This window comes from Blastopirellula marina, assembly GCF_002967715.1.
In the GTDB taxonomy this organism is placed as follows: domain Bacteria; phylum Planctomycetota; class Planctomycetia; order Pirellulales; family Pirellulaceae; genus Bremerella; species Bremerella marina_B.
The window spans coordinates 349,835-374,909 of the sequence record NZ_PUIA01000057.1 but is presented as its reverse complement, the minus strand read 5'-3'; the positions used below and the strand labels follow the sequence as shown (position 1 = coordinate 374,909).

Here is a 25,075-nt window from a genome sequence, read left to right as displayed (position 1 = left end):
CAAAGTGCCCTAGTTATCCAATGGGCCTAATGGGTTCATTTTGAATTCGTCGATACCCTAGTTTAGCTAAATTACCCACCAAATACGCGAGGCAAGGATTGCCTGCCTTTGCTAATCGCGTTCTTTTGAAAATACTCTGGGAGGATACAGAGAAATGACTTGCCGTATATTTGCCGGACTGGCCGTTCTGATCGCATTAGGATTCTGTGCCAGCTTCGAGGCGAGAGCGGACAAAATTGTGGACGCAAATCATGTTGTCAGCGTTCAGCTCAACCCTGAGTTTCATCCGGAAGTGGAATTTCGCATTGCGGAAGCCCTGAAGAGGCCACCAATCGATTGGAGCGTGGCTCGTGATCATACGTTCGCGGAAAAATCGGAGCCAATTCAGCAGAGAGAACTTGCTGCAGAGATGATCTCGCAATGGGAAGCCCTTCTGGCAAACCCTATTTATGCGAACTTTGACGATTCGATCAACGCACACTTACGATCGATCATCAAAGCCGAATTCGCCGCCCAAAAGGGTCGTGAACGGGTAGTGGCAATCGAGTCGGAGATTGCATGGGATGATCTGCCGCAAGTTAATACAGGCGAAGAGGTTATGGCCTTGATTGCGATGGATGAGTCGAAATTCCCGCTCGATCCGTACGGATACGATGAGTACAACAACTACTTCGAGCCAGAAATTTACGACTGGTTTGTATTCGTAACGGATGACCTGACCGTTGTTTACGTCTACGAAAACAGCGACGTTCTGCCTAGCAAAGTGGATCCGGTTCTGTTGGCCGAACAGAACGCCCAGCCTGTAGTGCCTGAATCGTTTCAAGTCTTTGTAAGAGAACAGGTTCAAGCAATTGCTTCCGGTGAAATTGCCGTCAGCAAGTTGTTCTCGGCAATCCAAGAGCGTTGGACGGCCATCACACAGCCGATTGCCATTGCGTCCCTCAGAAAAACGGAACTGCTGCCGGCCCATCGTGTCTCGCAGCTACAAGATTTACTGCGATTTTAGTAAGTCAATTGCTGAACGCAGTTTATGTTGTATTATGCAAGGGAGCATGTGCTCCCTTGCGACCGTTTTGGCATGGCAGATTACCTCAATGTGGGGATGCCTGCAGGAACGACCCGTTTCATCTATTTTCTCAAAATGTTAATCCAGCTAAACTTAAGCGGATTCGATGTTTTTTGGTGGCAGTATTTGCAGGCGGGAAATAGAATTAGGATCCAGACTGGGCGGTAATCCTTGCGCTATCCTTATTTGAGGAGCAGGTGCAGTTTGTGGATTACCTGTTTACAGCCAGCTGACCTGCGACCATTTCGGAACAGAGTCGCAACGAACAACACTTCTCACCATTTCTTTTTTGGAGTTTCGACTATGCCTAAGCGTGAGCACTTCGAGCAGTGTCTCTCGGCATTTTTGGCAATCGGGCTAGCCGTTTTGATGGTGGCTCCCGCTGCGGCGGGCGATGCCACTCGCGTCGCAACCTATCAGCAAACTGCCGGGCCCCGCTACTTCGCCATGAGTGTTTCTCTTGATGAGAAACCAGAAGCCAGCCCATCGGAAGTTGTGGTGGTGGTTGATACTTCTGCCAGCCAGGCAGGCGTTTACCGAACCGATTCGATCGCCACCGCTAAGGCGCTGATGGCTTCGTTGCCATCCGATAGCCGGGTTCAACTTTTTGCTGGCGATATCATGGCCGTTCCGATGACCGGCAGTTTCGTTTCGCCTCAAGGCAGTGAAATCTCCGAAGCATTCGCCAAGTTGGAAAAGCGTGCTCCTCTGGGGGCGACTGACCTGGAAACTTTGATTGAAGACGCTGTTTCGGTCTTCACGAAGTCTGGCAAATTGAATCGCTCGATTGTCTATATCGGCGATGGTAATAGCAAAGCAAATTTCCTCTCGCCGACTGAGTTAGAAGAAGTCGTTGGCACGCTACGCCGCAACAAAGTGGCGCTGAACTCGCTGGCAATTGGACCAGAGCGTAACATCGAAGTTCTGGCTACCTTGGCAAATCACTCCGGCGGCATGGTTGAAGTTGATAATCGCGAAACTCCATCGGAAGAAGCTGGCGTTCGCTTGGCTGCCGCCGCGACCACGCCGGTTATCTGGCCAGCTTCGGCCAAGTTCTCGGCCAACGTAGTTGAATCCTTCCCAAAACAATTTCCGCCGCTGCGTGCGGATCGCGACTCAATCGTCGTGGGTGTGCTCGACACCGATGGCGTAGTGAGCGTCGAAGTTAAAGGTAGTGGTGCTTTCGCTCGGACTTGGACCGGAAAACCAGAAGCTACCAATGATGATCAGGCCTACTTGCCGCAGTTGATCGAACTGGCTCGTAAAGATGATGGACTGAACCTGCCGACAGTGGGTTCCGGCGGTCTTCGCGAAACGGCCAGTGTGTTGATGGCTTCCGCCGACCAATACGCAAAGCTGGGTGGTCAGGCTCTCGCTGCTGGCGACAAAGTTGGTGCTGCACGTCTGGCACAAGCCGCCATGGAAATCGATCCAGGACATCCGCGGGCTCAAGCTGTCGCCAAGGCGGCTGCTAAGTCCGATGAAAAGACGAAGACCGAAGAAAAGGCTCCCGTTGATCGTGGTGCCTCGGTCCGTCGTATTCCCGTTCACTTTGTGGCTTTCCAGAACGATGGATCGGACGATTCGGCCGCACCGCTGACGCTTGGCGAAGATGACGGTCAGTTTCTGAATGAGGTTGATCTGAACACCATTCGTAGTGCTCGTATCATCGAAGCAGAAGTGACCAATCGTTTGGCCGCTGCTCGTGGTCGAATGACCACGGATCCTGATGGGACACGCAATGCATTGAAGCTGCTTCTGGATAACGTCGAACGTGCTCCAGATCTCAGCCCAGATGTGCGTGCTCGTTTGCGTAACCAGATTATCGCCGCAATTCGTGAATCGTCTGCCCGTGCGGTGGAAGTGGAAGCTCGCCGTGCAGAGGCAGCCGAGCGAGAAGCGATCGCTCGTGAACGCATCGCTCTGACCGAGCAGCTACTTCGTGACGAAGAACGTGCTCGTGTCATCATGGAAATGTTTGATGCGTTGATGGACGAAGGTAAGTACAGCGAAGCCCTGCTCAGTGCTCAAGAAGTCCGAGCGATGGACCCTTACAATCAGGCTGCCGTCGCAGGCGTTGAGATTGCTACCATCGTCGGTAACTATCGTTCGATCACGGCTCTGAAGGAACTGCGATATCAGCGATTTGTCGACACGATGTTCGAAGCTGAAAAGTCCAGTGTTCCATTCCCAGACGAACCACCAATCGTCTACCCAGATGCTGAATTCTGGGAAGAGATTTACTATCGTAAGGAAAAATATGGTTCGGTCGACTTGGCTTCGACGGGAAGTGCCGAGCAAAAGATCTTCCAACAACTCGAATCCGAGACCAAGATCCAGTTTATCGACACGCCGCTGGAAGAAGTGGTGGGATATCTGAAGCAGTTGCACGGTATCGAAATTCAGATCGATAACCGAGCACTGGAAGACGTTGGTCTATCTACCGACACGCCTGTCACCCGTAACATCGAAGGTATTTCGCTTCGCTCTGCTCTGCGTCTGATGCTGAAAGAATTGGACCTGACGTACATCGTGGCCAACGAAGTGCTGATGATCACTACTCCAGAAGAAGCCGAGAGCGAACTGATCACGAAAGTGTATCCAGTGGCCGACCTCGTGCTGCCAGTTTCCGCTCAGATCGGTACCCTTGGTGGCGGCGGTAACGGCGTCGGCGGTGGTATCGGCGGTGGCGGTGGCGGTAACGGCTTTGGCGGTGGCGGCGGTAACAATGGTTTCGGCGGCGGTGGCGGTGGTGTGTTTGCCGTGGCCGACGAAAAGGCTGTCTCCAAAGTCGAGGACGTGAAGCCCGCACAAGAGCCAGCTGCTGACGCTTCGTCCAAGCCGGCTGAAGCCCAGCAGGAAGCTTTCATTCTCCAGGTCAACGAAGGCGAAACTCGGCTTCAGGCGTGGGAACGAGCTTTTGATTCGCAAGCCACGATTCCTGCAGCTGCCGTGCGAAGCGAAGTTCGTCGTGCGATGGCCGCCAAGCGTTACAGCGATGTGACCGGGGTCATTCAACTCGCTCTGCGTGACGGTCAGCTTCAACCTTGGATGTACGAAGCAATGGCCCTGGCCATGCAATTGGACCATGCTCCAAAGCAAGACATCGAACGTGCTTTGATGAGTGCAATCGATTTCTCGGGTGGCCCGAATCACATGCTGGTCGTTGCACAGTTGATGACGCGACTGGACCTGGATGCCCGTGCGTTAAAGCTTTACCAAGACGTCTCCCAAATGGAGCCGCTGCGACCTGAACCCTATTCCTGGGGCTTGGAAGCTGCAAAGCGTCTGGAAGACGAAGATGCCATTCGATGGGCCTGTATCGGTATTCTCTCGCAGGAATGGCCGAAGGAGCATCTCGATATCCGTCAGGAAGCTTTCAATACTGCGAAAGCTCAGCTTCAGAAGTTGCTGGCGGAAAAGAAAAATGACGTGGCCGAACGGTTCAACGAAAGCATTCGAGAAGCACTCGTTCGCGATGCGATCGTAAAGGTGACCTGGTCGGGCGAATCGGATCTCGACTTGATCGTCGAAGAGCCTAGCGGAAGCGTCTGCTCGCAGCACAATCCTCGAACCATCTCGGGCGGTATCTTCCTGGGCGATGCTGTTTCGTCCCTGGCCGATGCCGGTACTGATGGTGCCTACGAAGTCTATGTTGTCCCCAAGGGTTTCAAGGGTGACTACAAGATGCTCGTCCGTAAGGTCTGGGGCGATGTGACTGCCAGCAAGATCACAGTGGACGTGTTCACCAACTACGGTACTGAGGATCAGCGCCACGAACGTCAGCAGTTGCAGCTTGGCAAGGACGGTGCTCTTGTGACCTTCACTGTGCCGGAAGGCCGCCGGAAGGAAAGCCTGTCTGAACAGCAGGTTCAGGTTGCTGTAGAGACTCAAGCGGCTATGACTCGCGAGTTGATCGCTGCCAAATTGAACAATGCCGCTGAAGGCTCGACTGCTTCGGAAGAATACGTTGCCGATGTTGAGGAAGGATCGAACGATTTTGTTCGTCGCGTCCGAAACTCGGTGGGTTATCGTCCTGTGATCACGACCCTTCCGGAAGGTGCAAACTTCTCGGCATTCGCCGTGGTTTCGGCCGACCGTCGCTATGTGCGATTCAATGGTACGCCGTTGTTCTCGTCGATCGGCGAAGTGACCTCGTACACCTTCCAGGGTACGAACACGGGGGCCATGACCAATACCAACGTCAACTAGTTTCGCTGGTTGGCCCAGGGGCAAAATCTTAGAAGATTGAGCCCCTAATTACGAATTAAGCCGGGTAGTGCGTCGAGCGAGAGATCATCGACCTGCCCGGCTTTTATTTTTTCTACGGCGATGGCACCCAGGACCGCGTTGTCTGTGCATAGATGCATAGGAGCGATCAGTAGCTCGCCACCGGCTGCGGCGACTTCTTCTTCTAGTGCCGCACGGAATCGCTTGTTGGCCGCGACGCCCCCTCCTACGCAGATCCGCTGAATTCCGGTCTTCTTCATGGCCTGCATCGTTTTACCAACCAGGCAGTCGATGACCGCCTGTTCAAAGCTGGCAGCAATGTCCGCTTTACGCTGGTCGTCAATTTCCAGCGACTTGAAGTTGACTGCACCAGGGCCAGCGATTTCGTAGCGTACGGCTGTCTTTAATCCGCTGAAGCTGAAGTCGAGACGCGAAGAGTCGTTTAGAAACGGGCGAGGAAACGCAAACGCTTTGGGGTTACCGTTCAGAGCACACTTCGAGAGCGAAGGGCCGCCTGGGTAGGGAAGGCCAAGCATCGAAGCGACTTTGTCAAAGGACTCACCAGCGGCGTCGTCGATCGTGCCCCCCAGTGGTTCGAAATCGAACGGACTCTTGCAGTGGTAAATCGTCGAGTGGCCGCCACTGATAATCAGCCCGATGCAAGGGAAAATCGGCTTTTGGAAGGCCACCTGGCAGGCATAGATATGCCCTTGGAGGTGATTGATTCCGATCAGCGGCTTGCCGAGCAGCCAGGCCAGGGTTTTGGCTGCCGTAACGCCCACTAGAAGTGAGCCAGCAAGACCTGGCATGTTGGCGACCGCAACGGCATCGATATCTTTTAGTTCGATATCGGCTTTCCGGATTGCCTCGTCGATGACGGGCAAGCAGCGTTCCAAGTGGGCTCTAGCCGCGATTTCTGGAACGACGCCGGCAAACCTCTGATGAAGCTCATCCTGCGAGGCGACGACCGAGGATAACACCTGGAGATCATCGGTAATAACGGCGGCTGCAGTCTCGTCGCAGGTCGATTCGATCGTCAGGATTTTCATCGCTTGAGCGTGCGGTTCAGGAAGATGAAATCTCCGCCTTCAGTTGTTCAAGCCCTTTGCTTAATACCGGGTCGATTTCCGAAAGATCCGGTTGTGGGGCAGGCGGGTGTGGAATGATCGTATCCTGATCCCGCAAGCGACGGTAGGTATGGTAAGCCACTTTCTGTTCACGGCTCATCTTTACGTCCATTCCGTCGTCTGGGGAAACGCCCCACTTGTCGCTTTCGGTATCCCCTTCGAATCGGTGGATCTTTTCGCCACTGGGACGCTGATAACCGGCTGTCGTAAGCTTCAGGGCGCTTTTGCCTTCCTCGAGTTCAATGATGTTCTGGACGCTTCCCTTGCCCCAGCTTCGTTCGCCGATAATCGTTGCTCGGTCGTGGTCTTGCAGGCAGGCCGACAAGATTTCGCTGGCACTGGCGCTGTAGTGGTCAATCAAGACGACCATCGGAAAATCGGGCAAAGTTCCTTCCTTTTCGGCCGTCCAGACACGTTTGGGGGAATTGCGTCCCTCGGTGCTGACAATCTTTCCGTCTTCGATAAACATGTCGCAGATCTCGACCGCTGAAGTCAAAAGACCGCCAGGGTTAGACCGTAGATCGAGTACAAGGCCCTTCATGCCGTCATCCAGCAGGCGTGTAATTGCCTTATGCAGATCATCGGCAGTGTGGCGGCTGAATGCAGAGACCCGCACGTAGCCGATCTTGTCGGCATGATCGAACATGTAGTCCCAGTTTCCGCCTTCCAGGCGTTCGTCCCCCATCACTGTTTCAATCTGGACCATTTCGCGACGGACGCTCACCTTTTCGCTCGTGAAGGTACTGGGGTGATAAACGGTCATGGTGACTTCGGTTCCCACTGGCCCTTTCAGCTTCTTAATCGCATCGTCGATCGAAAGGCCCTTGGTCTCTTCCCCTTCGATATGGGTAATGCGATCACCAGCGATAATCCCCGCTGCGTAGGCTGGCGTACCAAACAGTGGGCTGGTCACCACCAGGTGCCCGTCCCGGGTTGAAACTTGAATGCCGATACCACCGAACTCGCTGTCCACGCCAGTCTTGAACCGTTCGAGGTCTTCCGGTGCGATGTAATTGGAATAGGGATCGAGCTTAGAGATCACGCCTCGAATGGCGGCTTCCATCAGCGCTCGACGATCGACGTCCTTGACGTAGTTTCGGTCGACCTGATCAAGCGTATCCGCGAACAGTTGAATTAGCTCGACGTACTCTTCGTCGACATTCGCATAGACATTTTCAGGATCAGTGGGGGATTCGCTTTTAGCGACTTCCGCGGCGGATAAGAAGTTGGACGCTCCGAGGGTAGCAATCAGAACGAACAAGAAGCGGTATTTCCATGGCATGGAATGACATCCTCACCTGAATGACTGATGGACTAGCGCGAATAGGGTTCAGCTGCGCGCAAGTATGACCTGGGAGAAATTATAGGACCCAGGGAAAAATGCGGCAATTGAAAGACTGATGAGCCGGTGATTAGAAGTCGTACCAGATACCGAATCCGATTTGCTGCTCAAAATTGTTGTAGAACGAATTCTGAGTGCTATCGCCGTTGTGATAATGAAGCCCCATGCGTAGGGTACGGCCTGGAATGTCCCCCACCCAGGCCCAACCAGTTTGCACGACAAAGCTTCCGCCGAAATTTACTTCCTGACGTAGATGCGTACCCACGGCCAGGAAAGGTTCGCCCCAAGGGCCGGTTCGCTCGTTGGGAGCCCATTCAACACCGAATTGGAATTCCCAGGGGTCGGCGACTAAATGGTAGAACGCCCAGCCCACTTCGCCATAGACTCGCAGCTTGGTAGTGAAGTAGTAGGAATGCCCAAAGATGAGCAGGTCGTGTGCGTAGTTCAGGCGGTCATAGCCTGGGTTCTTCAGCAGGAACTCGTCACCCAAGTGAGAGCTTAGGTGGTAGTAGCCGAATCGCGAGCGATGGCGTGGATTGTCGGCGTAGCTCCAGGTGAGCTGAGTGCCGGCACGAAAATCCACTGATCGAACGTCGACGTCCTCGGGAATGTCAAGCCGAACGTGAGCAGAGCCTTCGACATCCCATTGAATACCGTCTGAAAGAAAAGACGAATCGCGACCGTATCGCAAAACACCAAAACGACCACCCAGATTACCGTCGAGCATCGAGTTATCGTCGGTGATTTTGATCAGTTGTGCTGAGAGGCGAGATTCTTTCTGTCCAGTCAGATATGACTTATAGACCATACCAGCAGGTAAGATAGACCATTCGTATGGGGCATCTTCTTCGACCATCGCGAGTGGTCGTTCGTAGTATGAATCTGAATAGGTAGGCTCGATCCACTGCGACTGACCGGGACCTGGCTGATTGATCATCGTCAGGCCACCATTAATGATTGGCTGTCCCAACGGATTTTCGTAGGCGACCGCCTGGATTTGAGGTGCCCGCTCATCTGTGGGAAAATCGAGAATGGGTTCCAGGTACTGGGATCGTTGGCCCGGAAATATGTTCGTCGGATCAGGCCAGGCAAGTCCGGTCTGCGCACTAGCCAGTGAAGGCAGCGCGAGACTGCTGAGAATCAGAATGACTATGAACCGGACGTGAAATATCATCGCAAGGTGGGGAGTACCTGATAGCATTTTGTTTAATACATCCGCGATAACCATGCTTATCGGCATAATCGGGTACCGAGGATGACAGCGAAGTGTAACGAGGTGCAAGGCGGACCCCAAGATCACTTTTTATCAAAATAGTGCATCGGTAAACTAAATCTGATCCCCCGTTTTTTTAAGGCAAGAAACGTCTTCCATGGTTCTCTTAGAATTCAGTATGTCTCCGCTTAATAAGGGAGATTCCGTGAGCGAATACGTCGCGCGAAGTTTGAAAATAATCGCTGCTAGCGGACTCGATTACCGTTTGCATGCGATGGGCACTATCATCGAGGGGGAAATCGAACAGGTGCTAGCGGTGTTGCAGAAATGTCTAGAGGCCATGTCTGAAGACTGCGATCGCATAACCTGCACAGCCAAGCTGGACTATCGCCGAGGCTACCAAGGTAGGCTCGATTCGAAGGTGAATAGTGTCTTGGAAAAGGTGGATGTGCCCTTGAAGACGATTCAAGCTTCCAGCAAATCGGAATAGAAATCGGCCCAAGTATGGATACACCTGAAGTAGACGTTTGTGTGGTGGGAGGCGGAATTATCGGCCTGGCGACCGCTTACCAGATCACGCGTCGTTTTCCCGATCATCAGGTTATCGTTCTGGAGAAAGAGAAGGTGCTCGCGCAGCATCAGTCTGGTCGTAACTCCGGTGTGTTACATTCAGGCATCTACTACAAGCCTGGCTCGTTGAAATCGATCAATTGTCGCGAGGGGCGATTGGCGATGCAGAACTTCTGCGAGCAGCATGATATTCCACACGAAATCTGCGGCAAGGTAATTGTCGCGACCGAAGAAAGCGAGCTTGGACGCCTGGATGATATCTACCAGCGGGGGCAAAAAAATGGGGTCGATTGCGTCAAGTTGAATGTCGATCAACTGCGGGCCATTGAACCATATTGCCGCGGAATTGCAGCCGTCCAAGTTAAAAATGCCGGCATTATCGACTATCGTCGCGTTTGCTTTCGGTTGTGTGAACTCATCCTTGAACACGGCGGCGAGATTCATACGAATACTCGCTTGCTAGGCGTTACGCACGTCAAAAAACAGGTAATTCTCGAAACGAACAACGGAGCATTTCAAGCGTCGCTGGTGGTCAACTGTGCTGGGCTGCAAAGCGATCGAGTCGCCAAAATGTGCGGCCAACAGCCCGAGGTGAAAATCGTTCCATTTCGAGGTGAATACTACGAGCTTTCCGAGAAGGCACAGCATTTGTGTCGAAATCTGATTTACCCGGTACCGGATCCTGCGTTTCCCTTCTTGGGTATCCATGTCACGCGGACAATTTTCGGAAGTGTCGAATGTGGCCCGAACGCGGTTCTGGCATTTGCTCGCGAAGGGTATCGAAAATGGGATGTCAATTTACGGGATCTTTGGGATGCCGTCGGGTATCGTGGCCTTCATAAACTTGCCGCGAAACATTGGAGTGTCGGCTTCGAAGAGATTCGACGATCCTATTTCCAGTCAGCCTTTCTCGCCTCGCTGCAACGCCTTGTTCCTGCCGTACGTGCTAAGGACCTGATCGCTGCCCCGGCTGGTGTGCGAGCACAAGCGTTACGTAAGGATGGATCATTAGTCGACGATTTTGTTATTCAAAAGGAAGGCAATTTTATCCACGTTCTCAATGCTCCGAGTCCAGCTGCGACCGCTTCTTTGAATATTGGTGCCTTTATTGCCGAAAAGGCGGCCGATGTTTTGGATGCGTAGGCGTGAACCTTCAGGCGACCAATGGGGACTAATGCGTTCAAATAAGGAAATGAACGGAATAAAGAGGAGACGTCATGAATCGTCGTCAATTAACGCAGTTGGGAGTTCCGGAATACGCTTTGACCGAAGCAGTTAAAGCCGTATCGAGCGCCGCGACCACGCATGGCCTGCGCGGTGCCGATTTAAAGCGGCAGGTGAAGGAAGTTCTCGCTGCGCCGAACGCGTATGTGAACGATCCTTGCTACGGTCCGTTGGCCGCTGTGTTGACGGAAGACCCGACTATCGAACCACTGCGTGAAAAGGTTGACTACCGTACCTGGGGTGACGACATCGACGAGATGGCTCATGCGCAAATGCGCGAAGCCTGTAAGTTGCCATACGTTTCGGGTGCTGCTCTGATGCCGGATGCGCACGTGGGATATGGCCTGCCAATCGGTGGTGTTTTGGCCATGGAAGGGGCTGTTGTGCCGTACGCGGTTGGTGTCGACATCGCGTGCCGCATGAAGCTAAGCGTCTTGGACACGAAGCTGGAGTCGCTTGATTCCCGGTTTGAGGACTACTGCCTTGCGCTCGAAAAGGGAACGCGGTTCGGTGTCGGTTCGGTCCATCAGAAGCCGCAGCAGCACGACGTGATGGACGAAAACTGGAACATCTCGAAGGTGACTCGCCAGTCGAAGGACAAGGCATGGCAGCAGTTGGGAACGTCCGGTTCCGGGAATCACTTCGTGGAATTCGGTGTGCTGACGATCAGCGAAGGCGATGTATCAGATGATTCGTTCGATTTGAAACCAGGCGAGTACGTTGCACTGTTGAGCCATAGTGGAAGCCGTGGTGCAGGCGCGGCCGTTTGCAGTACTTATAGCAACATTGCGCGCACGAAGTTGCCGAAGAAGTACGAAGCATTGAAAAATCTGGCGTGGTTGACGCTGGATAGTGAAGAAGGTCAGGAGTACTGGGAAGCCATGAACCTGATGGGACGCTATGCGGCGGCAAATCATGAAGTGATCCATCGCCTGGTAAGTCAGCTGGTTGGTGCTGAGATTGTTGCTGGAGTCGAGAACCATCACAACTTTGCCTGGAAGGAAATGCACGCTGGACGTGAAATGATTGTCCACCGCAAAGGTGCAACCCCGGCCGGTAACGGAGTGCTAGGTGTTATTCCAGGTTCGATGGGAACGCCTGGGTTCGTGGTGCGTGGTAAAGGAGAAGCGAGTAGCTTCGACTCTGCGTCGCATGGCGCAGGTCGGTGCATGTCGCGGAAGAAAGCGAACGATACGTTCCGCATTCAGAACACGCGACAGGAACTAAAGGCCAAAGGAGTGCACATTCTATCCGCCGGTTCCGACGAAGTACCGGGTGTCTACAAAGACATCCACGAAGTGATGGCTGCTCAGAGAGATCTGGTCGACATCATAGGACGCTTCGATCCGAAGATCGTTAAAATGTGCGGAGATGGAAGCCGGGCCGAGGATTAACTCGGCCTATGGCTTCACTTCTGCTAACTTGCCACTAGTCGATTTCTGGAATCGGGGCATCCTTTTCGATCTTTTCCCCTTCCCAAATAGCGATTCCATCGGTGTAGGTCAACACACGATGCTGGCTACCGGGAGCTGGCATCTTACTTGTCGCCGGCAGGAATTTGCTGAGATCTTCGATGACTGCCGCGTACTGCTTGTCGCTGGCCAGGTTGGTCCATTCGTTGGGATCGGATCGCATGTCGTACAGTTCCTGCGAGCCATCGGCGTACTGGATGAACCGCCAATTCTCAGTGCGGATCCCATGGTTATCATGATTGTGGGTTGTGATGGCAGGGAATTCACGCTTCGTGCCGGCATCGTTTAATTGGGGCGTGAGCGAATGTCCTTCCAGGCCGTCAGGCTGTTGCAAACCGGCCAGGTCGCTCAGCGTTGGGTAAATGTCAAGCAACTCGGCAGGCTGGGTGCAACGCTGGCCTTCGGTAACTCCAGGACCAGCGAAAATAAGGGGCACGCGGGTACCGTCATCCCACAAGGTATTCTTGCCCGTGATCTCTTTCTCGCCGATGTGCCAACCATGGTCCGACCACAGAACGATAACGGTGTTGTCGGCGTATCCGTTTTCTTCGAGCGCTGCCATCACGCGGCCGATCTGGGCATCGACAAAGCTTGTGCATGCGAGGTAGCTGCGTGTCAAGTTCTTCCACTGATCAGCGTCTTTTAGGAACTTCAATCGAGGTTCCGGCAGCTTCCAGTGCAAGTACCAGCTAAAACGTGGCGTATCCGCGCGGTCGTCAGCGATGATCTCAGGCACTTTTAGCTCGTCTTCGGGATAAAGATCAAACCACTCTTGGGTCGCATAGCACGGGACGTGAGGCAGGAAGAAACCGACCGACAAGCAAAACGGCTCTTTGGGTTTCTCATTCAGCGTTTTGACTGCCCAAGACGCTACCTGATAGTCTCCTTTGTCTTCATCCTTGTGTGGGAAAACGCCCCAGTCGACTAGTGGATGGGCAGCGGGTGTGTCTACTAGTTTCTGTTTGGGTCTTGCTCCTACCGAGGCCGGTGGACCGAGGACTTGGAATTCCTGGTCTTTCCCTTTGCGGCCATACCCGCCGTGATAAATCTTTCCGGTCGAATAGTTGGTGTATCCATTGGCATGAAGATGCTGCGGTAGTGTGACCAGGTCCGCTAATTCTGGTACGTCTCGAAACCAAGGAGAAAGTCCATAGATGCCCGTCGACGAAGGGCGACGGCCGGTCATTAAGCTCGTACGCGAGGGATTACATAGAGGGGCCTGGCAATGAGCATTCAGAAACACAGTACCGCGTGACGCGATGCGATCGATATGCGGTGTTTGGGCCTGGGGATGTCCACCCAGGCAGCCAATCCAGTCGTTCTGATCGTCGATCGAGATGAACAGGATGTTGGGCTTCTTGGCTTCATCTGCCTGGGTTACGGTCGAGAAAGTAAGGATCAAAAGAATACTAAAGCAGAGAAAGTAACGCATGTGGTTGCTCTGATTGTCGGAGGAGTAAAGGGGAATTCGGAGAGAGGAATTCACATTTTAAACCATCCGAGGCTGGGAATCGAGCAACCAACCACATTCCGGCTTCGAATGAAAAAAGGCTCGATATCATTGGATATCGAGCCTTTTCGTTGTCTGTTGTTGGATCAGAAGCCGTTATTTTCCGGCTCCGATTTCCTCGCCCGTTGCATTTAGGGTTGGTTCTAGTTCGGCGTAAACCTTGTCGAAGATTCCATTCGAGTAAGGCAGAGCTGCATTTTCAACCCATGCCGAAGCACGTGCCTGTTGGTCGGGAATGTGCAGCATGTTGTAAGGGCGGAAGTAGTAGTAAGTCTTTGGGTAAGCAACATAGGGAATGTGTGGCGTCATGTTGCCTGGTGCGTGCCAAGGCGAAGGCAGGCAGTGGCGAGCGTAGAAGCCACCATGTCCGTGACCGCATCCATGGCATCCACCATGACATCCGCCCTGGCAACCCAAGTTGCAGCCATGAGCTTTGTGGCAACCGCACGAATTGCAGCCGCTGTCACACGAGCTTTCGCACGAAGTGTCACATCCGCAGCTGCCTACAGTGTAGTCTGCTTCTGCGTTGTACGAGCTACTGATCGTGCTTTCATTCATGCTTTGCAACTGAATGGCCTTTGGGGGCGTCGGCATCGACTTCGGGCTGACGCTGTCCGACGGAGAAACGTCTTGAAGCAGCGAATAGGCTCCCGTGTTGGAAACGGTGGCAATGGTAATTGGCTTTTTCACCACCGTTCGATTGGGTTCATAACCCACGGGCTTGATCAAGCCACCGCCAGTTTGCTGGCTTAATTGCGATGCTGGCATGACCCCCAGGATAACTACAACTGGTTCGGCCTGCTCGGCTACTACGGGTTGCTGAAGCTTGACGACGGGGGCAGGTTTGCCACCATCGGCACCGAGAAGTACAGCAGCGATAACAAAAACGGTGGTCATGGGAACTCAACCTTTGTTGGAGGATTGAGGAATTTGAGTTGGTGTCATGCGCAATCCATTGCGTCGTAGTAACGTTCGGCATTTTTCGAACGGTCTCTACGAAATTATCGTCTCGTCCGTTTTAGTTGATGCAATTGACCCATATTAACTCCGGATAATCGTTATAGATAATAAACAGAGTCTAATTGCAACTCCGTAACTGGTGTATTTGGCCTTACTCCATAGTGGGGACAATTCACGAACAATTTGCATCAGGGGCAAATACGGCTCAACTAACACAATCGGAATATCCGAAACCATAAGTGATCTACGTTCCGCCCAGACATCGGGTGGCGGGCGAGAATGACCCATTTACAAGCAGTCTTGCCGATCACGACCGTTCCCAACCAGCGTATGTGGTGGTAGGTATCCCATGAAAAGTTTATTCCAACTAACAATTCAGTATGGCGGTCGAACCGCTTTCGCAGCGGCCATGGCAGGGGTCTTTTCCCTGATGCCCGCAGTCGCTCAAGCGCAGGTCGCAGCTGAACTACCAGGCCCGCGAGACGAACAACTTATCGAGAAGCCTAGTGAATCGGTTTTGATGAAAGAATCAAACCTGATCCAAGAGGTCCTCGAGCCGGAACTGATCTTCCGTGTCGAGCCAACCCGATCGAAGATTCTGAAGACGAAGCTTCCGATGACTCGGGTGGCCATCACGAGCCCAGACATCGTGGAAATCAACGAATTCAGCACGACTGAAGTCGAAGTCATTGGCTTGAAGGCCGGTGAAACCACCATGACCATCTGGTTTGCTGCTCCAGATGGAACTTCGACCGTTCTTCGCTACCTGGTAAAAGTAGCGGCAAACAGCGAAGAGCAACGACGTGCCGAAATTGAATACGGTAAGCTTGAAGCTCGTCTCAATGAGCTGTTCCCCAATAGCATCGTTCAACTGATTCCGGTTGCGGATAAGTTGATTGTTCGTGGTCAGGCCCGCGACGCCCAAGAAGCTGCTCAGATTATCGCCGTTCTCGGCGGTCAATCGGTTGACCAGGGGGGTAACCTCTCCATGGGAGCGAACCTGGGTACGGCGGCAGTTCTTCCCGGTGCGGAAGATCTGAGAACCACAAGTATTATTGACTTGCTTCAAGTTCCTGGCGAACAGCAGGTCATGTTAAAGGTTCGGATTGCAGAACTTCAGCGTACCGCTGCTCGAAACCTTGGTTTCGACTTCAAAGTCAGTGGCGATAACTACGACGTGGCCCATATCATTGGTGCCGGTGCTGGTAATCTGACCGCGATTCTGGATGGTGGCGACGTCGAACTGTTCCTGCAGGCGACCAGCAGCAACGGTATGGCGAAAATTCTGGCCGAGCCGACGCTGGTTACGATCAGCGGTAAATCGGCCAATTTCATCGCTGGTGGTGAGTTTGCTGTGCCAACTGCCGTCGGTGTGGGTGGTATTGGTGCCGTATCGACTACCTTCCGAGGTTTCGGTACTCAGCTCGCATTCACCCCGACCGTTCTCGATAAAGACAAGATTCGCCTACAGGTGGCTCCATCGTTCAGCTCGATCAACTCGAGCAACTCGGTGGATGGTATCCCCGGTCTTGATATCCGAGGGGTAACGACTACGGTCGACCTGCGAGAAGGCCAATGGCTTGCAGTTGCTGGTTTGATCCAGGACGAACAGGCCGGCAGCCGAATTCGCCTGCCAGGGCTTGGTGATATTCCTCTGATCGGTGCCGCTTTTGGTCGTCAGACCACGACTCGCGAAGAAACCGAATTGGTGGTTCTGGTCAGTCCCGAATTGGTTCACCCAATGGAAGTCGAACAGCTTCCACTGTTCCTGCCAGGTACGGACGTAACCGATCCAACCAACAAAGAATTCTTCTGGCATCAGCAGATCGAAGGTCGTCCTGGTTACGATTACCGAAGCACGGTCTGGCCAGCGATGCGACACCAGATTCTTCACGAGAATCACGAGATCTTGAAGGCTCAGCGACACTCTCGCAAAGCCAGCCGACACTACCATGAGTGCGAAGATTACTACATCTCCGGACCGCAAGGTTTTTCCAACTAACTAGGCCCCAAGGTGGCAAGACCCAGCACCTTTTTCGTTCCCGTGACGAATCCAATTTGAGGATAGCCAAGATGACCCTATTCAATCGAACTGCTGGAGGCCTTACGCTCGCCCTGGTGGCGGCTGGCCTGGTTGGTTGCCAAGGACCAGGTCGAATCGACCCTGCTCCTCCGACCATGTTGGGTGCCTCGGTTGATGAAATGAACCGCACTCAAGAACTCAACGCTGAAGCCGCCAAGTACGTGGTTTATCAGCACGAGTTCGAGCCTAGCTTCGTGGAAGGCAAAGGCGAGAAGAACGCTTGGAAGCTTAACGGCTATGGCGAAGATCACTTGAAGCAGATCGCTGCGAACCTGCTTCGTGGTGACGAACTGCCAGTGGTTGTCGAGCGAAGCCAGACTTCACCGAAAGCCGGTACCGACTACGAATACCCGATTCACTTCAACGACGAGCTCGATGAAAAGCGTCGACGTTGTGTCGTGGCCGCACTCACTGCCATGGGGGTTACTGACGCCGAATCACGCGTCGTTGTTGCCCCTGCCTTCTCGGAAGGTCTAATGAGTAGCGAAGCTGCTGCAGCTTACCAACGTGGCATGAACTACGGCCGCGGATATGGTGGGGGCTACGGTGGTTTTGGTGGGGGCTTCGGCGGTGGCTTTGGCGGCGGCTTTGGTGGCGGCTTCTTCTAAACGAGGAAGCCAGCCTGGCGGCGATGGACTTTGAATTTGCGACTTTTTGAAATGACGAGCCGAATGAACTACCGAGTTATTCCGCCAATCGTAATGATCGCATCGTGCCTGGTACTCAGTGGCTGTGCCACCAACCGATCAGGCATGGGGTCCATGTTCGCTATGACAAAGCCAACGATTGAAACCAACTTCACCCAAGAGATGAGCTTTGCTCGCCTCTCAGAGCGAAACGGCGATAACGTCAAAGCAAAGAAACTTTATCGCCACATCCTGTCTGAACAGCCGGAGAACCGTATTGCCCTGCATCGCATGGGAGTCATCTCCGGCAAGGAAGGTCAGTATGACGAAGCCGTCAGATATCTGACCCACGCCACCACGGTTGGCGACCCGTCAGCTGAATTGCTGTCGGACCTGGGCTATGTGTACTATCTGCAGCATAACCAGGAACTTGCGAAGACAACCCTGGAACGTGCTCTGGCCGAAGATCCCGACTACGAAGCGGCTCGTACCAACCTGGCCATCGTCTACGCCGAGTTGGGGCAATACGATATTGCTTTGAGCCACTTCCGCCAGGTTTCAAGCGAAGCAGAGGCGCTCTCCAACTTGGCTTACATTCAAAGCCAACGCGGCGACCTCGAACTTGCCCAACGCAACTACAGCCGTGCCCTCGATATCGACAAGCGTCTGCGACCAGCAGCCGAAGCGCTCATTCAGATTGCTCAGATGACCGGTGACGTCCAGGACCGTCCGAACGTTCGGCCTCATGTCGTTCCTTCGCAAGAGCAGCCAAAGCAGGAAATGGTTGCCCAGACGAGCCCAGCGATTCCGGCGGCATCACAGTTTGCCCCAAGCACCAACACGGTCGCTGCCACCACTCCTGAATCGGCAACCAACAACCCACTTCGTATGGCATCGCAATCGACCGTTCAGCAGGTGCAATACAGCAGCGGGGAAGCGGCGCAGGCTCCGACCTCTTCTGGCAATGCCTCGTTGACGATTCCTACCCAAACCCTGGGTGCAAGCCCGGCAGTTTACCAGATCTCTGACCAGCCAGTTTCATCGAGTGTTCAGCAGCCGCCACGAGCATCGACTTCAATCGGTGCCATGCAGTCTGCATCTGCTGAGAACTTCAATCAGCAGATCATGAGCGCCTTACAAGCCGCTTCGACGAAGTAGGTTTAGTTGTTGCCGGAAGAAAAGATACTATTCTGGCGATCTGGCGTACTGGAAACTGAAGCCTGAGTGGCCGATTGATTCAGGGCCCCGCCCGGTGCCGTTTCACGCATCGAGAAGTTCCGCAACTCCATCACCGCCGGGCCCAAAAGCAGCACGTAGATCGGTGGTGCCAGGAAGAAAATCACCGGGAATAGCAGTTTGATCGACGTGCGATTTCCTTCTTCCTCCGCACGCTGGCGGCGAGTTTCTCGGATGCTGTCGGCAAACTCGTGGAAAGCATTGGCCACATTGCCACCCAACCGCTCGGCATGATGAATCATGGTCGAAAGTGCGGTCACGTCCGGGTCATCGACACGTTTGGCGAATTCTTTCAACGCATAGTCCAGCGAACGGGCCGACGCCTGGCCTTCTAGGATCGTTAGCTCGCAAGCCAGGTCGTTGTGCGAGTTTCGCAATTCGCGGCTTACGTGAGCGATCGCCCGCTGTAGCGGCATACCAGCCGATACGGTCATCGTTACCATGTCCAAGCCGTCAGGAAGCCCGTAGCGAATGCGTTGGACGCGAGCCGATGCGGAAGTCGACAGAATAATTCGTGGCAAACCCCAGATCAGCAGCATCACGATTCCACCCACGATGAAGTAGAACTGTTGAGCGGCTGCCCCATCATCGATGGTCATCACCAAAGCCGCGGCGACGAAGATAAGCCAGGCAAACACGGCCGCATTACGCAAAGCCAGGTAGTCTTCCGCGGCATATTTACCATAGTGGCCAGCTTTGACCAGTTCCGACTGAAGCTTGTCGCGGCTTTCGTTGGCGATCGGAATCATGTAGGCAAAGAGCTTCGTGAACACCCCCAGCGACTTACCGCTGGAAGCTTCCAGGTAGTCTTGGGCTTTATTACGCCCCAGCCAAAGCATAAGGCTACCTACCAGAAATAGCAGAATGCTAATTCCGAGAAAGGCTCCGACAACTTCCAAGCTTAGTGGCATACGAAAACTCTTCGATTAATAACGGCTACGTAACATGCGGCTGACGATGAACAGGCCGATCATCTGAGAAATGGCGGCACCGATCAGCACCAGGCGGCCCGTTGGGTTGTTCCACAACGAACTGCTGTATTCCGGCTGGGCAAAGAACAGGTACAAAAACAGCAGCGGTCCCAAGCACGAAATGATGAGGGCCGTGATACGACCGGCACCGGTGACGCTCTTGAGTTGGCGATGATAGCTCATGCGATCGCGGATCACGCTGGACAATCGTTCCAAGGTTTTCGGCAAGTTACCACCGGCATCGCGGTGAACGCTCAGGGCTGAGGCGAAAATGCGAACGTCCATGGTAGGCACGCGATAGGCGAAGCTCTTCATAGCCACCGACAGCGAGAGCCCCATCTCCAGGTGCTTGGCAATGCGGCGGAACTCGCCGGCAACCGGGTCGTTCACCGAATCGCCGATCATCACCAAGGCCTGGTCCAGGCTTTCCCCTGCACGAACGGCACGGGCCAGCAGATCGATTGCCGAGGGAAACTGCTCTTCAAATTGCTTCATTGCTCGCTTGTAGGCGAGGGAAAGGATGACGAAGCAGACGATGATTCCAAACAGGCCGGCAACCACGGAGTACAGCAAGTCTTCAGTGAAAACAAAGACTGCCATACCAGCGGTGATGCCGATCAGGATGAACAGCAAGGCCGCCATCGTGATACTGGTGTTCATGCCGGTCATGTAGATGGCGCGTTCCAGCCACACGTCAAATCGGTCGACGGCGCTGGCGTCGGCTTCTTCGGTGCGGGAAGGCAGCTTCTTCAGAAGCGGAGAGGCCATCAAACGAGAGTCACGCGAAACGAACAAATCGCGGACACCCATCAGCAACGCGCCGAGTGCGGCGGCCATTCCACCGAACACTAAGATCGGCAGCGAATTGGCATTCAGTGCTAGGGCTAGTTGATCCACGGTCAGAACTCTCTCTGAAGTGCGATGATTTAGGTGGTGGCCTGGAAGATGCTGGTGTCGATGCTGACGCCCGATTCCAGGAACCGATCGACACACTGCGGTTGGTAGCCGGTGGCGACGAATCGACCGGTTGCCTTGCCGTCGGCGTCGAGTCCTTGGTGCTCGAAACGGAAAATGTCGTTCAGTTGGTACTCGCCTCCTTCGGTCCCGGCGATTTCGGCGATACGCATCACTTTGCGCACGCCACCTTTGAGACGTGCCACGTGAACGATAATCCGGATACCGCTGGCCACGTAACGGCGAATGACGTTTACCGGCAGTTCGTAGCCAGTCATGGCGACCATCATTTCCAGACGGTGCAGAGCATCCACGGCATCGTTGGCGTGAATGGTGGTGAGCGACCCTTCGTGACCGGTGTTCATGGCTTGCAACATGTCCAGGGCTTCTGGCCCGCGGACTTCGCCCACGAGGATCCGATCGGGTCGCATACGCAAGCTGTTGCGAACCAGGTCACGCGGGGTCACAGCCCCTTGGCCTTCCGAGTTCGCCGGACGCGTTTCCATGCCAACCACATGCGCGTGTTGCAGCAGAAGTTCGGCCGAATCTTCGATCGTCACGATACGTTCGTCGTCTGGGATCGACTTGCTCAAAGCGTTCAGCATGGTCGTCTTACCGGCACCCGTACCGCCCGAGATCATGAAGCTGACGCGACCTTGCACGGCAGCTTGCAGGAAATCGACCATCTGTTGATTGATCGTTTCGTTTTCCAGTAGTTTTTCGAGACGCAGATGTTCGACACCAAAGCGACGAATGGAAAGCTTCGGGCCATTGAGCGCCAGAGGCGGAACGACCGCATTGATACGCGATCCGTCTGGCAGTCGCGCGTCGACCATCGGGCTGACTTCGTCGATGCGGCGACCGACACGGGCCACCACGCGCTGGATGATCCGAATCAGGTGGGCGTCGTCGGCAAATACGATGTCCGACTTTTCCAAGCGGCCGAAGCGTTCCAGGTAAACTTCGTGGGCGTTGTTCACCAAGATATCGCTGATCGCCGGATCGTCCATCAGTACTTCCAGTGGACCCAGGCCGAAGACTTCGGCTTGCAGTTCTGCCAGCAGCCGCTCGTGCAGGCTCGGATCGATCTTGGGACGATAGTCGCGAATGACTTCCTTCGAGAGGTTCTCGACGTTGGCCCGCATCCGCTCGTCGTCGATTCGGGCGACCAGCGAAAGGTCCAGCGATTCGACCAGCTTTTCGTGGATGTCCGACTTCAGACGCTGGAAATCGATCTCGCTAAGAGGCGTTTCCGACTTGGGCTGAGAAGAGGTAAATCGAATCATGGCCGGGCCAGTTGGGAAAAAAGGAAGATCAGGCCGCAAGCCCTGATTGGCTTGCGGCATCGTCGGTGCAATCGCGGTTATTTCACGGCGTCTGCATTGGCGGGCGGATCGGCCTTGGCCTGCTTATTCAGGTTTTGCTTGGCCAGTTTCTCTGGATCGAAGTTCGCGCGGAAGCGTTCGCGGAATTCAACCTGCGAGATGTTGTGGCCGCGATAAACTTCAATGCGTTCGCGTGCGACAGGACGATTGAGCAGTTCGTCCATGGTCATCCCGGCAAACTGGGCGTTGGCGTCGACGTCGTCTGGGTGACGCAGGGCCAGGGCCATCGTGCCGCGGTTTTCGACCACTCGCAGGGCGACCGCTTGATCGGGCGTGACCGAGAGAGTGACCGAGGTACGCTGCTGCGATTCGCGCTGACCGCGGACGTTTCGCATTTCAGTAGTGGTGCTGTTGACGGCCAGAACCTTGACCCCTTCCAGCAGGCTGACGGTCATTTCCGGCAGGTTCTCGTCAGAGTCTTCTTCGCTGCGGAACAGAACATCAACCCAGGTGCCTGGCGTGGCGAACATGTCGACGGCTTCGTCCGCGGCGACCTTGATGGTCACGGCACGCATGCCAGGATCGAGACGCTCAACAATGTTGGGGCCCGTCCCTTCTGGGTAAAACAGGGGCGTGTCGAACGAAGAGCCCTTGGGCAAATCGACCCGCAAGGTACGGCCGATGATGTCCGAGGTGCGCGGCATGTACGAGGCCGGCAGACCCTGCTGACGAAACTGTTCGGCGGTCATCTTGTGGATGACGATATCGCCCATCGTCACGACACGGCCGGCCGTCAGGTCCATACTGGCCCGCGGCACGGTGTACATTTGCGGTGCGTCTACCGCGGCGATCGTTTGGGGTTTTTGCATGTTCTTTTGGACGATGTACGCTCCCAGCAGTCCAAACATGACTGCCACGACGCCCAAAAGGAGTGTTCCCGGACTTACCCTCATTGCTCGTCTACTCCGAGTATGTGCGAGTGAATTCGCAGCGACTATTGAATTAGTTTTCCAGTGTAATTGGCGATCCCGTCGTGGCTACCCATTTCAACGTGAATAGTCCCCCCAGCACGAGCCAGGCAGAGATCGTTGCGGGAATCGCGTAAGGAATCAGTCGCCGATCAGCCAGCGATTGAGGCTTTTTCGCATCAATCAACCGCGCCGAACCGGTGACCAGACTCCATATAAACACGACAGCCAGACTAATCGCTGCGATCAGTCCGCTGCCGATAAAAATTATCAGGATGGCTTTCCAGCCCACCCAAGCTCCGAGCGCTCCCATGAATTTGACGTCCCCGCCTGCACCACCTCCGATGGCGAACAAGAGGAACAGGATGCCAAATCCCACGCCAAAACCGGCCAGCGAAAACAGGAAGCCCCCCAGGGCTCCTTGGTCGGACAGAGCTCCAGAAACGGTATGGAAAATCAGACCGAGCGCGAAGGCACTGACCGTCAGCCAATTCGGCAATTTGCGCGTCTTCATGTCCCAGGCAGCACCGGTGGCGGTGTACGCAGCGACAAACAGCAAAATGATGATTTGTGGGATCATGGTTGTGGGATGCTCGAAAAACAACATTCGGACGTTTCACACGCCTTAAGTCAGGCTGTGTTCGACGCTAAATCTCCGTGATGTAAATCTCTTAAGGGTCCAACACAGGCTGACCTAAGGAATGGCGGTAAATTCCCAAGGTCAAGTTCGTGCGAGTTCAGGCGACCAGGCCGGAGAATTGTTCCAGCCTGGTTCGCCGTTAACTCGTGTGGTCGTTTTGGGCGTGCACTATGTGTCACGCGAAAACAACCAATTCAGCATAAACAATTGACTTAGTTGCCAGTTGCATTGCTACCAACAGGGGCACTGGTGCCTTCGTTGATTGGACCGCCAACGTGTTCGATGCAGTTGTCATCGGAGTCGTTGGCGTCTTCTGGACCATCGCAGAAGTCGGTCATGTCGGTGTAGTCCGAACCAGCGACAGCAGCCGAGTGACCAATGATGGTGTAGTAGCTGTACGACTGGTTGACGTCTTGCAGGGCGCCAGCAACGTCGGACAGTTCGCTCGTAACGGCGTCACGAACGGAGGCCAAACCAACGATCAGACCCAGAACGGCAATCGTGGCGACCAGGATCAATTCAGCGGAGACAACGAAACCAGCTTCGTCGTTCCACAAACGCTTCATGAGACTCATTAGGAAGTTCTCCATAGGGGAAAAACACACGAAAAAAAGGTCTTCCCACTGCTGACGTGTCCCAGGTCGACCGCCTCGACCTGATTGCTGCCTAAATGTGGGAAGGTTCACTCCAAAACAAAAAGTGATTTGGTTACGGAAGGGTGCCAGCTGGGGTAGGAGCTGGGCCTTCTCCGACGGTTGGGACCGTAAATACGATTCCAGCGGACGGCGCACCGTTGGGATCTGTCAACGTGGGTGCCGGATCGTTGTATCCCGCAGCACATTGGAAATCCTCGGGATCCGTGAAGTCGCCGTCTTTGTTGGTATCAATTTCAATCGAGTAGGAAAACGATTGGTCGAGTTGATCGAGGGCTGTCGCCGCGTCGCCGAACTCTTGGGTAATTTGGTTTCGGATCGCGACGCCACCAACGATCACGCCCAGGGCAAGGAGGGCAATGATCAGGATGACCGAAATGACAATACTGCCACGTCGGGCCGATCGATACGATTTCGCGACAACCAGCTTAGGAATGCGAGTATTCATTAGGGAAATACATCTCCTTCGTTATAGATCGTCGTGTCCACTTGAACGCCGCCGGCATTCTCCCCATCGCCAGGGTCTTCTGCGTCGTCGTACTTGTAGTTGCTGAACGAAGCACGCGACCGAACATAGGTTTGCGTGCCCATCATCCCATCAGGAATCTGGAAGTCGCGAGCAATGGTGACTTGCTCAGCACCGGTGACCCCATTCGTGCCAACGGAAATAACGGGTTCCTGGGTCGCATCTCCTGGACTCGCCAGGATCGAGATGCTGTAGGACTGATCCAACGCACCCACCGCAGCGCTCGTGTCGCCAAGCTCGAAACTGATCGAGTCCCGCAGGGTTGCCAGACCGACAATCAATCCTAAAACCGCTAACGTCGCGACCAGGATCAGTTCGGCCGAGTTCACGAACCCGCCTTCGTCGTTCCAGATTTTCTTCAGCGTACTCAACATGGCAT

The 25,075-nt window shown here is 54.3% G+C and carries 21 protein-coding genes; 8 read left to right on the top strand and 13 right to left on the bottom strand.

The annotated features are described in order from the left end of the window. The first annotated feature begins 154 nt into the window (after positions 1-154). Together C5Y96_RS18645 and C5Y96_RS27625 are read left to right on the top strand one after the other, a co-directional pair. A complete protein-coding gene (locus C5Y96_RS18645; protein WP_105356425.1) occupies positions 155-1,006 on the top strand; it encodes a hypothetical protein in 852 nt (283 codons plus the stop codon). Between the two features lie 363 nt (positions 1,007-1,369). Next, a complete protein-coding gene (locus C5Y96_RS27625) occupies positions 1,370-5,278 on the top strand; it encodes a hypothetical protein (RefSeq protein ID WP_105356423.1) in 3,909 nt (1,302 codons plus the stop codon). Between the two features lie 44 nt (positions 5,279-5,322). Here C5Y96_RS27625 and tsaD read toward each other — a convergent pair whose 3' ends face one another. The 3 genes from tsaD to C5Y96_RS18625 form a co-directional block, all read right to left on the bottom strand. Continuing rightward, the gene (tsaD, locus tag C5Y96_RS18635; protein WP_105356421.1) at positions 5,323-6,345 is read right to left on the bottom strand and encodes a tRNA (adenosine(37)-N6)-threonylcarbamoyltransferase complex transferase subunit TsaD; all 1,023 of its coding nucleotides are present in this window, start codon (positions 6,343-6,345) and stop codon (positions 5,323-5,325) included. Positions 6,346-6,361: 16 nt separating this feature from the next. Further along, on the bottom strand, positions 6,362-7,705 hold the full coding sequence (locus C5Y96_RS18630) for a S41 family peptidase (protein ID WP_105356419.1): 1,344 nt from the start codon (positions 7,703-7,705) through the stop codon (positions 6,362-6,364). Between the two features lie 130 nt (positions 7,706-7,835). Further along, positions 7,836-8,939: a DUF1207 domain-containing protein gene (locus C5Y96_RS18625; RefSeq protein WP_233199016.1), complete on the bottom strand. Its 1,104-nt coding sequence runs from the start codon at positions 8,937-8,939 to the stop codon at positions 7,836-7,838. Positions 8,940-9,135: 196 nt separating this feature from the next. Here C5Y96_RS18625 and C5Y96_RS18620 point away from each other — a divergent pair, with 196 nt between their 5' ends. From C5Y96_RS18620 to C5Y96_RS18610, 3 genes are all read left to right on the top strand, one after another. After that, on the top strand, positions 9,136-9,468 hold the full coding sequence (locus C5Y96_RS18620) for an MTH1187 family thiamine-binding protein (protein WP_105356417.1): 333 nt from the start codon (positions 9,136-9,138) through the stop codon (positions 9,466-9,468). A gap of 14 nt (positions 9,469-9,482) precedes the next feature. Next, positions 9,483-10,691 carry an L-2-hydroxyglutarate oxidase gene (gene lhgO / locus C5Y96_RS18615; protein ID WP_105356415.1) on the top strand — a complete coding sequence of 403 codons (1,209 nt, stop codon included), beginning with the start codon at positions 9,483-9,485 and terminating at the stop codon, positions 10,689-10,691. Between the two features lie 74 nt (positions 10,692-10,765). Continuing rightward, complete coding sequence (locus tag C5Y96_RS18610; RefSeq protein WP_105356414.1) at positions 10,766-12,166, top strand: RtcB family protein; 1,401 nt, start codon at positions 10,766-10,768, stop codon at positions 12,164-12,166. Positions 12,167-12,200: 34 nt separating this feature from the next. Here C5Y96_RS18610 and C5Y96_RS18605 read toward each other — a convergent pair whose 3' ends face one another. Then, a complete protein-coding gene (locus C5Y96_RS18605) occupies positions 12,201-13,676 on the bottom strand; it encodes a sulfatase (protein WP_105356412.1) in 1,476 nt (491 codons plus the stop codon). Between the two features lie 174 nt (positions 13,677-13,850). Continuing rightward, positions 13,851-14,651, bottom strand: a complete 801-nt coding sequence (locus C5Y96_RS18600; protein WP_105356410.1) for a hypothetical protein — start codon at positions 14,649-14,651, stop codon at positions 13,851-13,853. 412 nt (positions 14,652-15,063) lie between these two features. Between C5Y96_RS18600 and C5Y96_RS18595 the strand changes: the two genes are divergently transcribed. From C5Y96_RS18595 to C5Y96_RS18585, 3 genes are all read left to right on the top strand, one after another. Continuing rightward, the gene (locus tag C5Y96_RS18595; protein WP_105356408.1) at positions 15,064-16,716 is read left to right on the top strand and encodes a type II and III secretion system protein family protein; all 1,653 of its coding nucleotides are present in this window, start codon (positions 15,064-15,066) and stop codon (positions 16,714-16,716) included. A 71-nt stretch (positions 16,717-16,787) separates the two neighbouring features. Next, positions 16,788-17,405 (top strand): hypothetical protein, encoded by a 618-nt coding sequence (locus C5Y96_RS18590; RefSeq protein WP_105356406.1) that lies wholly within the window; start codon positions 16,788-16,790, stop codon positions 17,403-17,405. A gap of 63 nt (positions 17,406-17,468) precedes the next feature. Further along, positions 17,469-18,581, top strand: a complete 1,113-nt coding sequence (locus C5Y96_RS18585) for a tetratricopeptide repeat protein (RefSeq protein ID WP_105356404.1) — start codon at positions 17,469-17,471, stop codon at positions 18,579-18,581. A gap of 2 nt (positions 18,582-18,583) precedes the next feature. On the opposite strand, the gene C5Y96_RS18580 is transcribed toward C5Y96_RS18585, so the two are convergent. The 8 genes from C5Y96_RS18580 to C5Y96_RS18545 form a co-directional block, all read right to left on the bottom strand. After that, positions 18,584-19,570 (bottom strand): type II secretion system F family protein, encoded by a 987-nt coding sequence (locus C5Y96_RS18580; protein WP_105356402.1) that lies wholly within the window; start codon positions 19,568-19,570, stop codon positions 18,584-18,586. Between the two features lie 15 nt (positions 19,571-19,585). Then, complete coding sequence (locus C5Y96_RS18575) at positions 19,586-20,527, bottom strand: type II secretion system F family protein (RefSeq protein WP_105356400.1); 942 nt, start codon at positions 20,525-20,527, stop codon at positions 19,586-19,588. 29 nt (positions 20,528-20,556) lie between these two features. Continuing rightward, positions 20,557-21,870, bottom strand: coding sequence for a CpaF family protein (locus C5Y96_RS18570; protein WP_105356710.1), 1,314 nt, complete (start codon positions 21,868-21,870; stop codon positions 20,557-20,559). Between the two features lie 77 nt (positions 21,871-21,947). Continuing rightward, positions 21,948-22,862 (bottom strand): Flp pilus assembly protein CpaB, encoded by a 915-nt coding sequence (gene cpaB, locus C5Y96_RS18565; RefSeq protein ID WP_105356398.1) that lies wholly within the window; start codon positions 22,860-22,862, stop codon positions 21,948-21,950. 49 nt (positions 22,863-22,911) lie between these two features. Beyond that, complete coding sequence (locus C5Y96_RS18560) at positions 22,912-23,457, bottom strand: prepilin peptidase (RefSeq protein WP_158261314.1); 546 nt, start codon at positions 23,455-23,457, stop codon at positions 22,912-22,914. A 272-nt stretch (positions 23,458-23,729) separates the two neighbouring features. After that, a complete protein-coding gene (locus C5Y96_RS18555) occupies positions 23,730-24,092 on the bottom strand; it encodes a Flp family type IVb pilin (protein WP_199188736.1) in 363 nt (120 codons plus the stop codon). 133 nt (positions 24,093-24,225) lie between these two features. Next, positions 24,226-24,618: a hypothetical protein gene (locus C5Y96_RS18550; protein WP_105356394.1), complete on the bottom strand. Its 393-nt coding sequence runs from the start codon at positions 24,616-24,618 to the stop codon at positions 24,226-24,228. Next, positions 24,618-25,070 carry a hypothetical protein gene (locus tag C5Y96_RS18545; protein ID WP_105356392.1) on the bottom strand — a complete coding sequence of 151 codons (453 nt, stop codon included), beginning with the start codon at positions 25,068-25,070 and terminating at the stop codon, positions 24,618-24,620. The genes C5Y96_RS18550 and C5Y96_RS18545 overlap by 1 nt, the downstream gene beginning before the upstream one ends. Positions 25,071-25,075: the final 5 nt, after the last annotated feature.

Excerpts from the sequence above, each read along its gene's own strand:
- C5Y96_RS18625 (WP_233199016.1), bottom strand. The coding sequence starts at position 8,939 with ATGATATTTCACGTCCGGTTCATAGTCATTCTGATTCTCAGCAGTCTC.
- C5Y96_RS18550 (WP_105356394.1), bottom strand. The coding sequence starts at position 24,618 with ATGAATACTCGCATTCCTAAGCTGGTTGTCGCGAAATCGTATCGATCG.
- C5Y96_RS18560 (WP_158261314.1), bottom strand. The coding sequence starts at position 23,457 with ATGATCCCACAAATCATCATTTTGCTGTTTGTCGCTGCGTACACCGCC.
- lhgO (WP_105356415.1), top strand. The coding sequence starts at position 9,483 with ATGGATACACCTGAAGTAGACGTTTGTGTGGTGGGAGGCGGAATTATC.
- C5Y96_RS18545 (WP_105356392.1), bottom strand. The coding sequence starts at position 25,070 with ATGTTGAGTACGCTGAAGAAAATCTGGAACGACGAAGGCGGGTTCGTG.
- tsaD (WP_105356421.1), bottom strand. The coding sequence starts at position 6,345 with ATGAAAATCCTGACGATCGAATCGACCTGCGACGAGACTGCAGCCGCC.
- C5Y96_RS18580 (WP_105356402.1), bottom strand. The coding sequence starts at position 19,570 with ATGCCACTAAGCTTGGAAGTTGTCGGAGCCTTTCTCGGAATTAGCATT.
- C5Y96_RS18605 (WP_105356412.1), bottom strand. The coding sequence starts at position 13,676 with ATGCGTTACTTTCTCTGCTTTAGTATTCTTTTGATCCTTACTTTCTCG.
- C5Y96_RS18585 (WP_105356404.1), top strand. The coding sequence starts at position 17,469 with ATGAACTACCGAGTTATTCCGCCAATCGTAATGATCGCATCGTGCCTG.
- C5Y96_RS18600 (WP_105356410.1), bottom strand. The coding sequence starts at position 14,651 with ATGACCACCGTTTTTGTTATCGCTGCTGTACTTCTCGGTGCCGATGGT.
- C5Y96_RS18620 (WP_105356417.1), top strand. The coding sequence starts at position 9,136 with ATGGTTCTCTTAGAATTCAGTATGTCTCCGCTTAATAAGGGAGATTCC.
- C5Y96_RS18590 (WP_105356406.1), top strand. The coding sequence starts at position 16,788 with ATGACCCTATTCAATCGAACTGCTGGAGGCCTTACGCTCGCCCTGGTG.
- C5Y96_RS18570 (WP_105356710.1), bottom strand. The coding sequence starts at position 21,870 with ATGATTCGATTTACCTCTTCTCAGCCCAAGTCGGAAACGCCTCTTAGC.
- C5Y96_RS18630 (WP_105356419.1), bottom strand. The coding sequence starts at position 7,705 with ATGCCATGGAAATACCGCTTCTTGTTCGTTCTGATTGCTACCCTCGGA.
- C5Y96_RS18595 (WP_105356408.1), top strand. The coding sequence starts at position 15,064 with ATGAAAAGTTTATTCCAACTAACAATTCAGTATGGCGGTCGAACCGCT.
- C5Y96_RS18645 (WP_105356425.1), top strand. The coding sequence starts at position 155 with ATGACTTGCCGTATATTTGCCGGACTGGCCGTTCTGATCGCATTAGGA.
- C5Y96_RS18610 (WP_105356414.1), top strand. The coding sequence starts at position 10,766 with ATGAATCGTCGTCAATTAACGCAGTTGGGAGTTCCGGAATACGCTTTG.
- C5Y96_RS27625 (WP_105356423.1), top strand. The coding sequence starts at position 1,370 with ATGCCTAAGCGTGAGCACTTCGAGCAGTGTCTCTCGGCATTTTTGGCA.
- cpaB (WP_105356398.1), bottom strand. The coding sequence starts at position 22,862 with ATGAGGGTAAGTCCGGGAACACTCCTTTTGGGCGTCGTGGCAGTCATG.
- C5Y96_RS18555 (WP_199188736.1), bottom strand. The coding sequence starts at position 24,092 with ATGAGTCTCATGAAGCGTTTGTGGAACGACGAAGCTGGTTTCGTTGTC.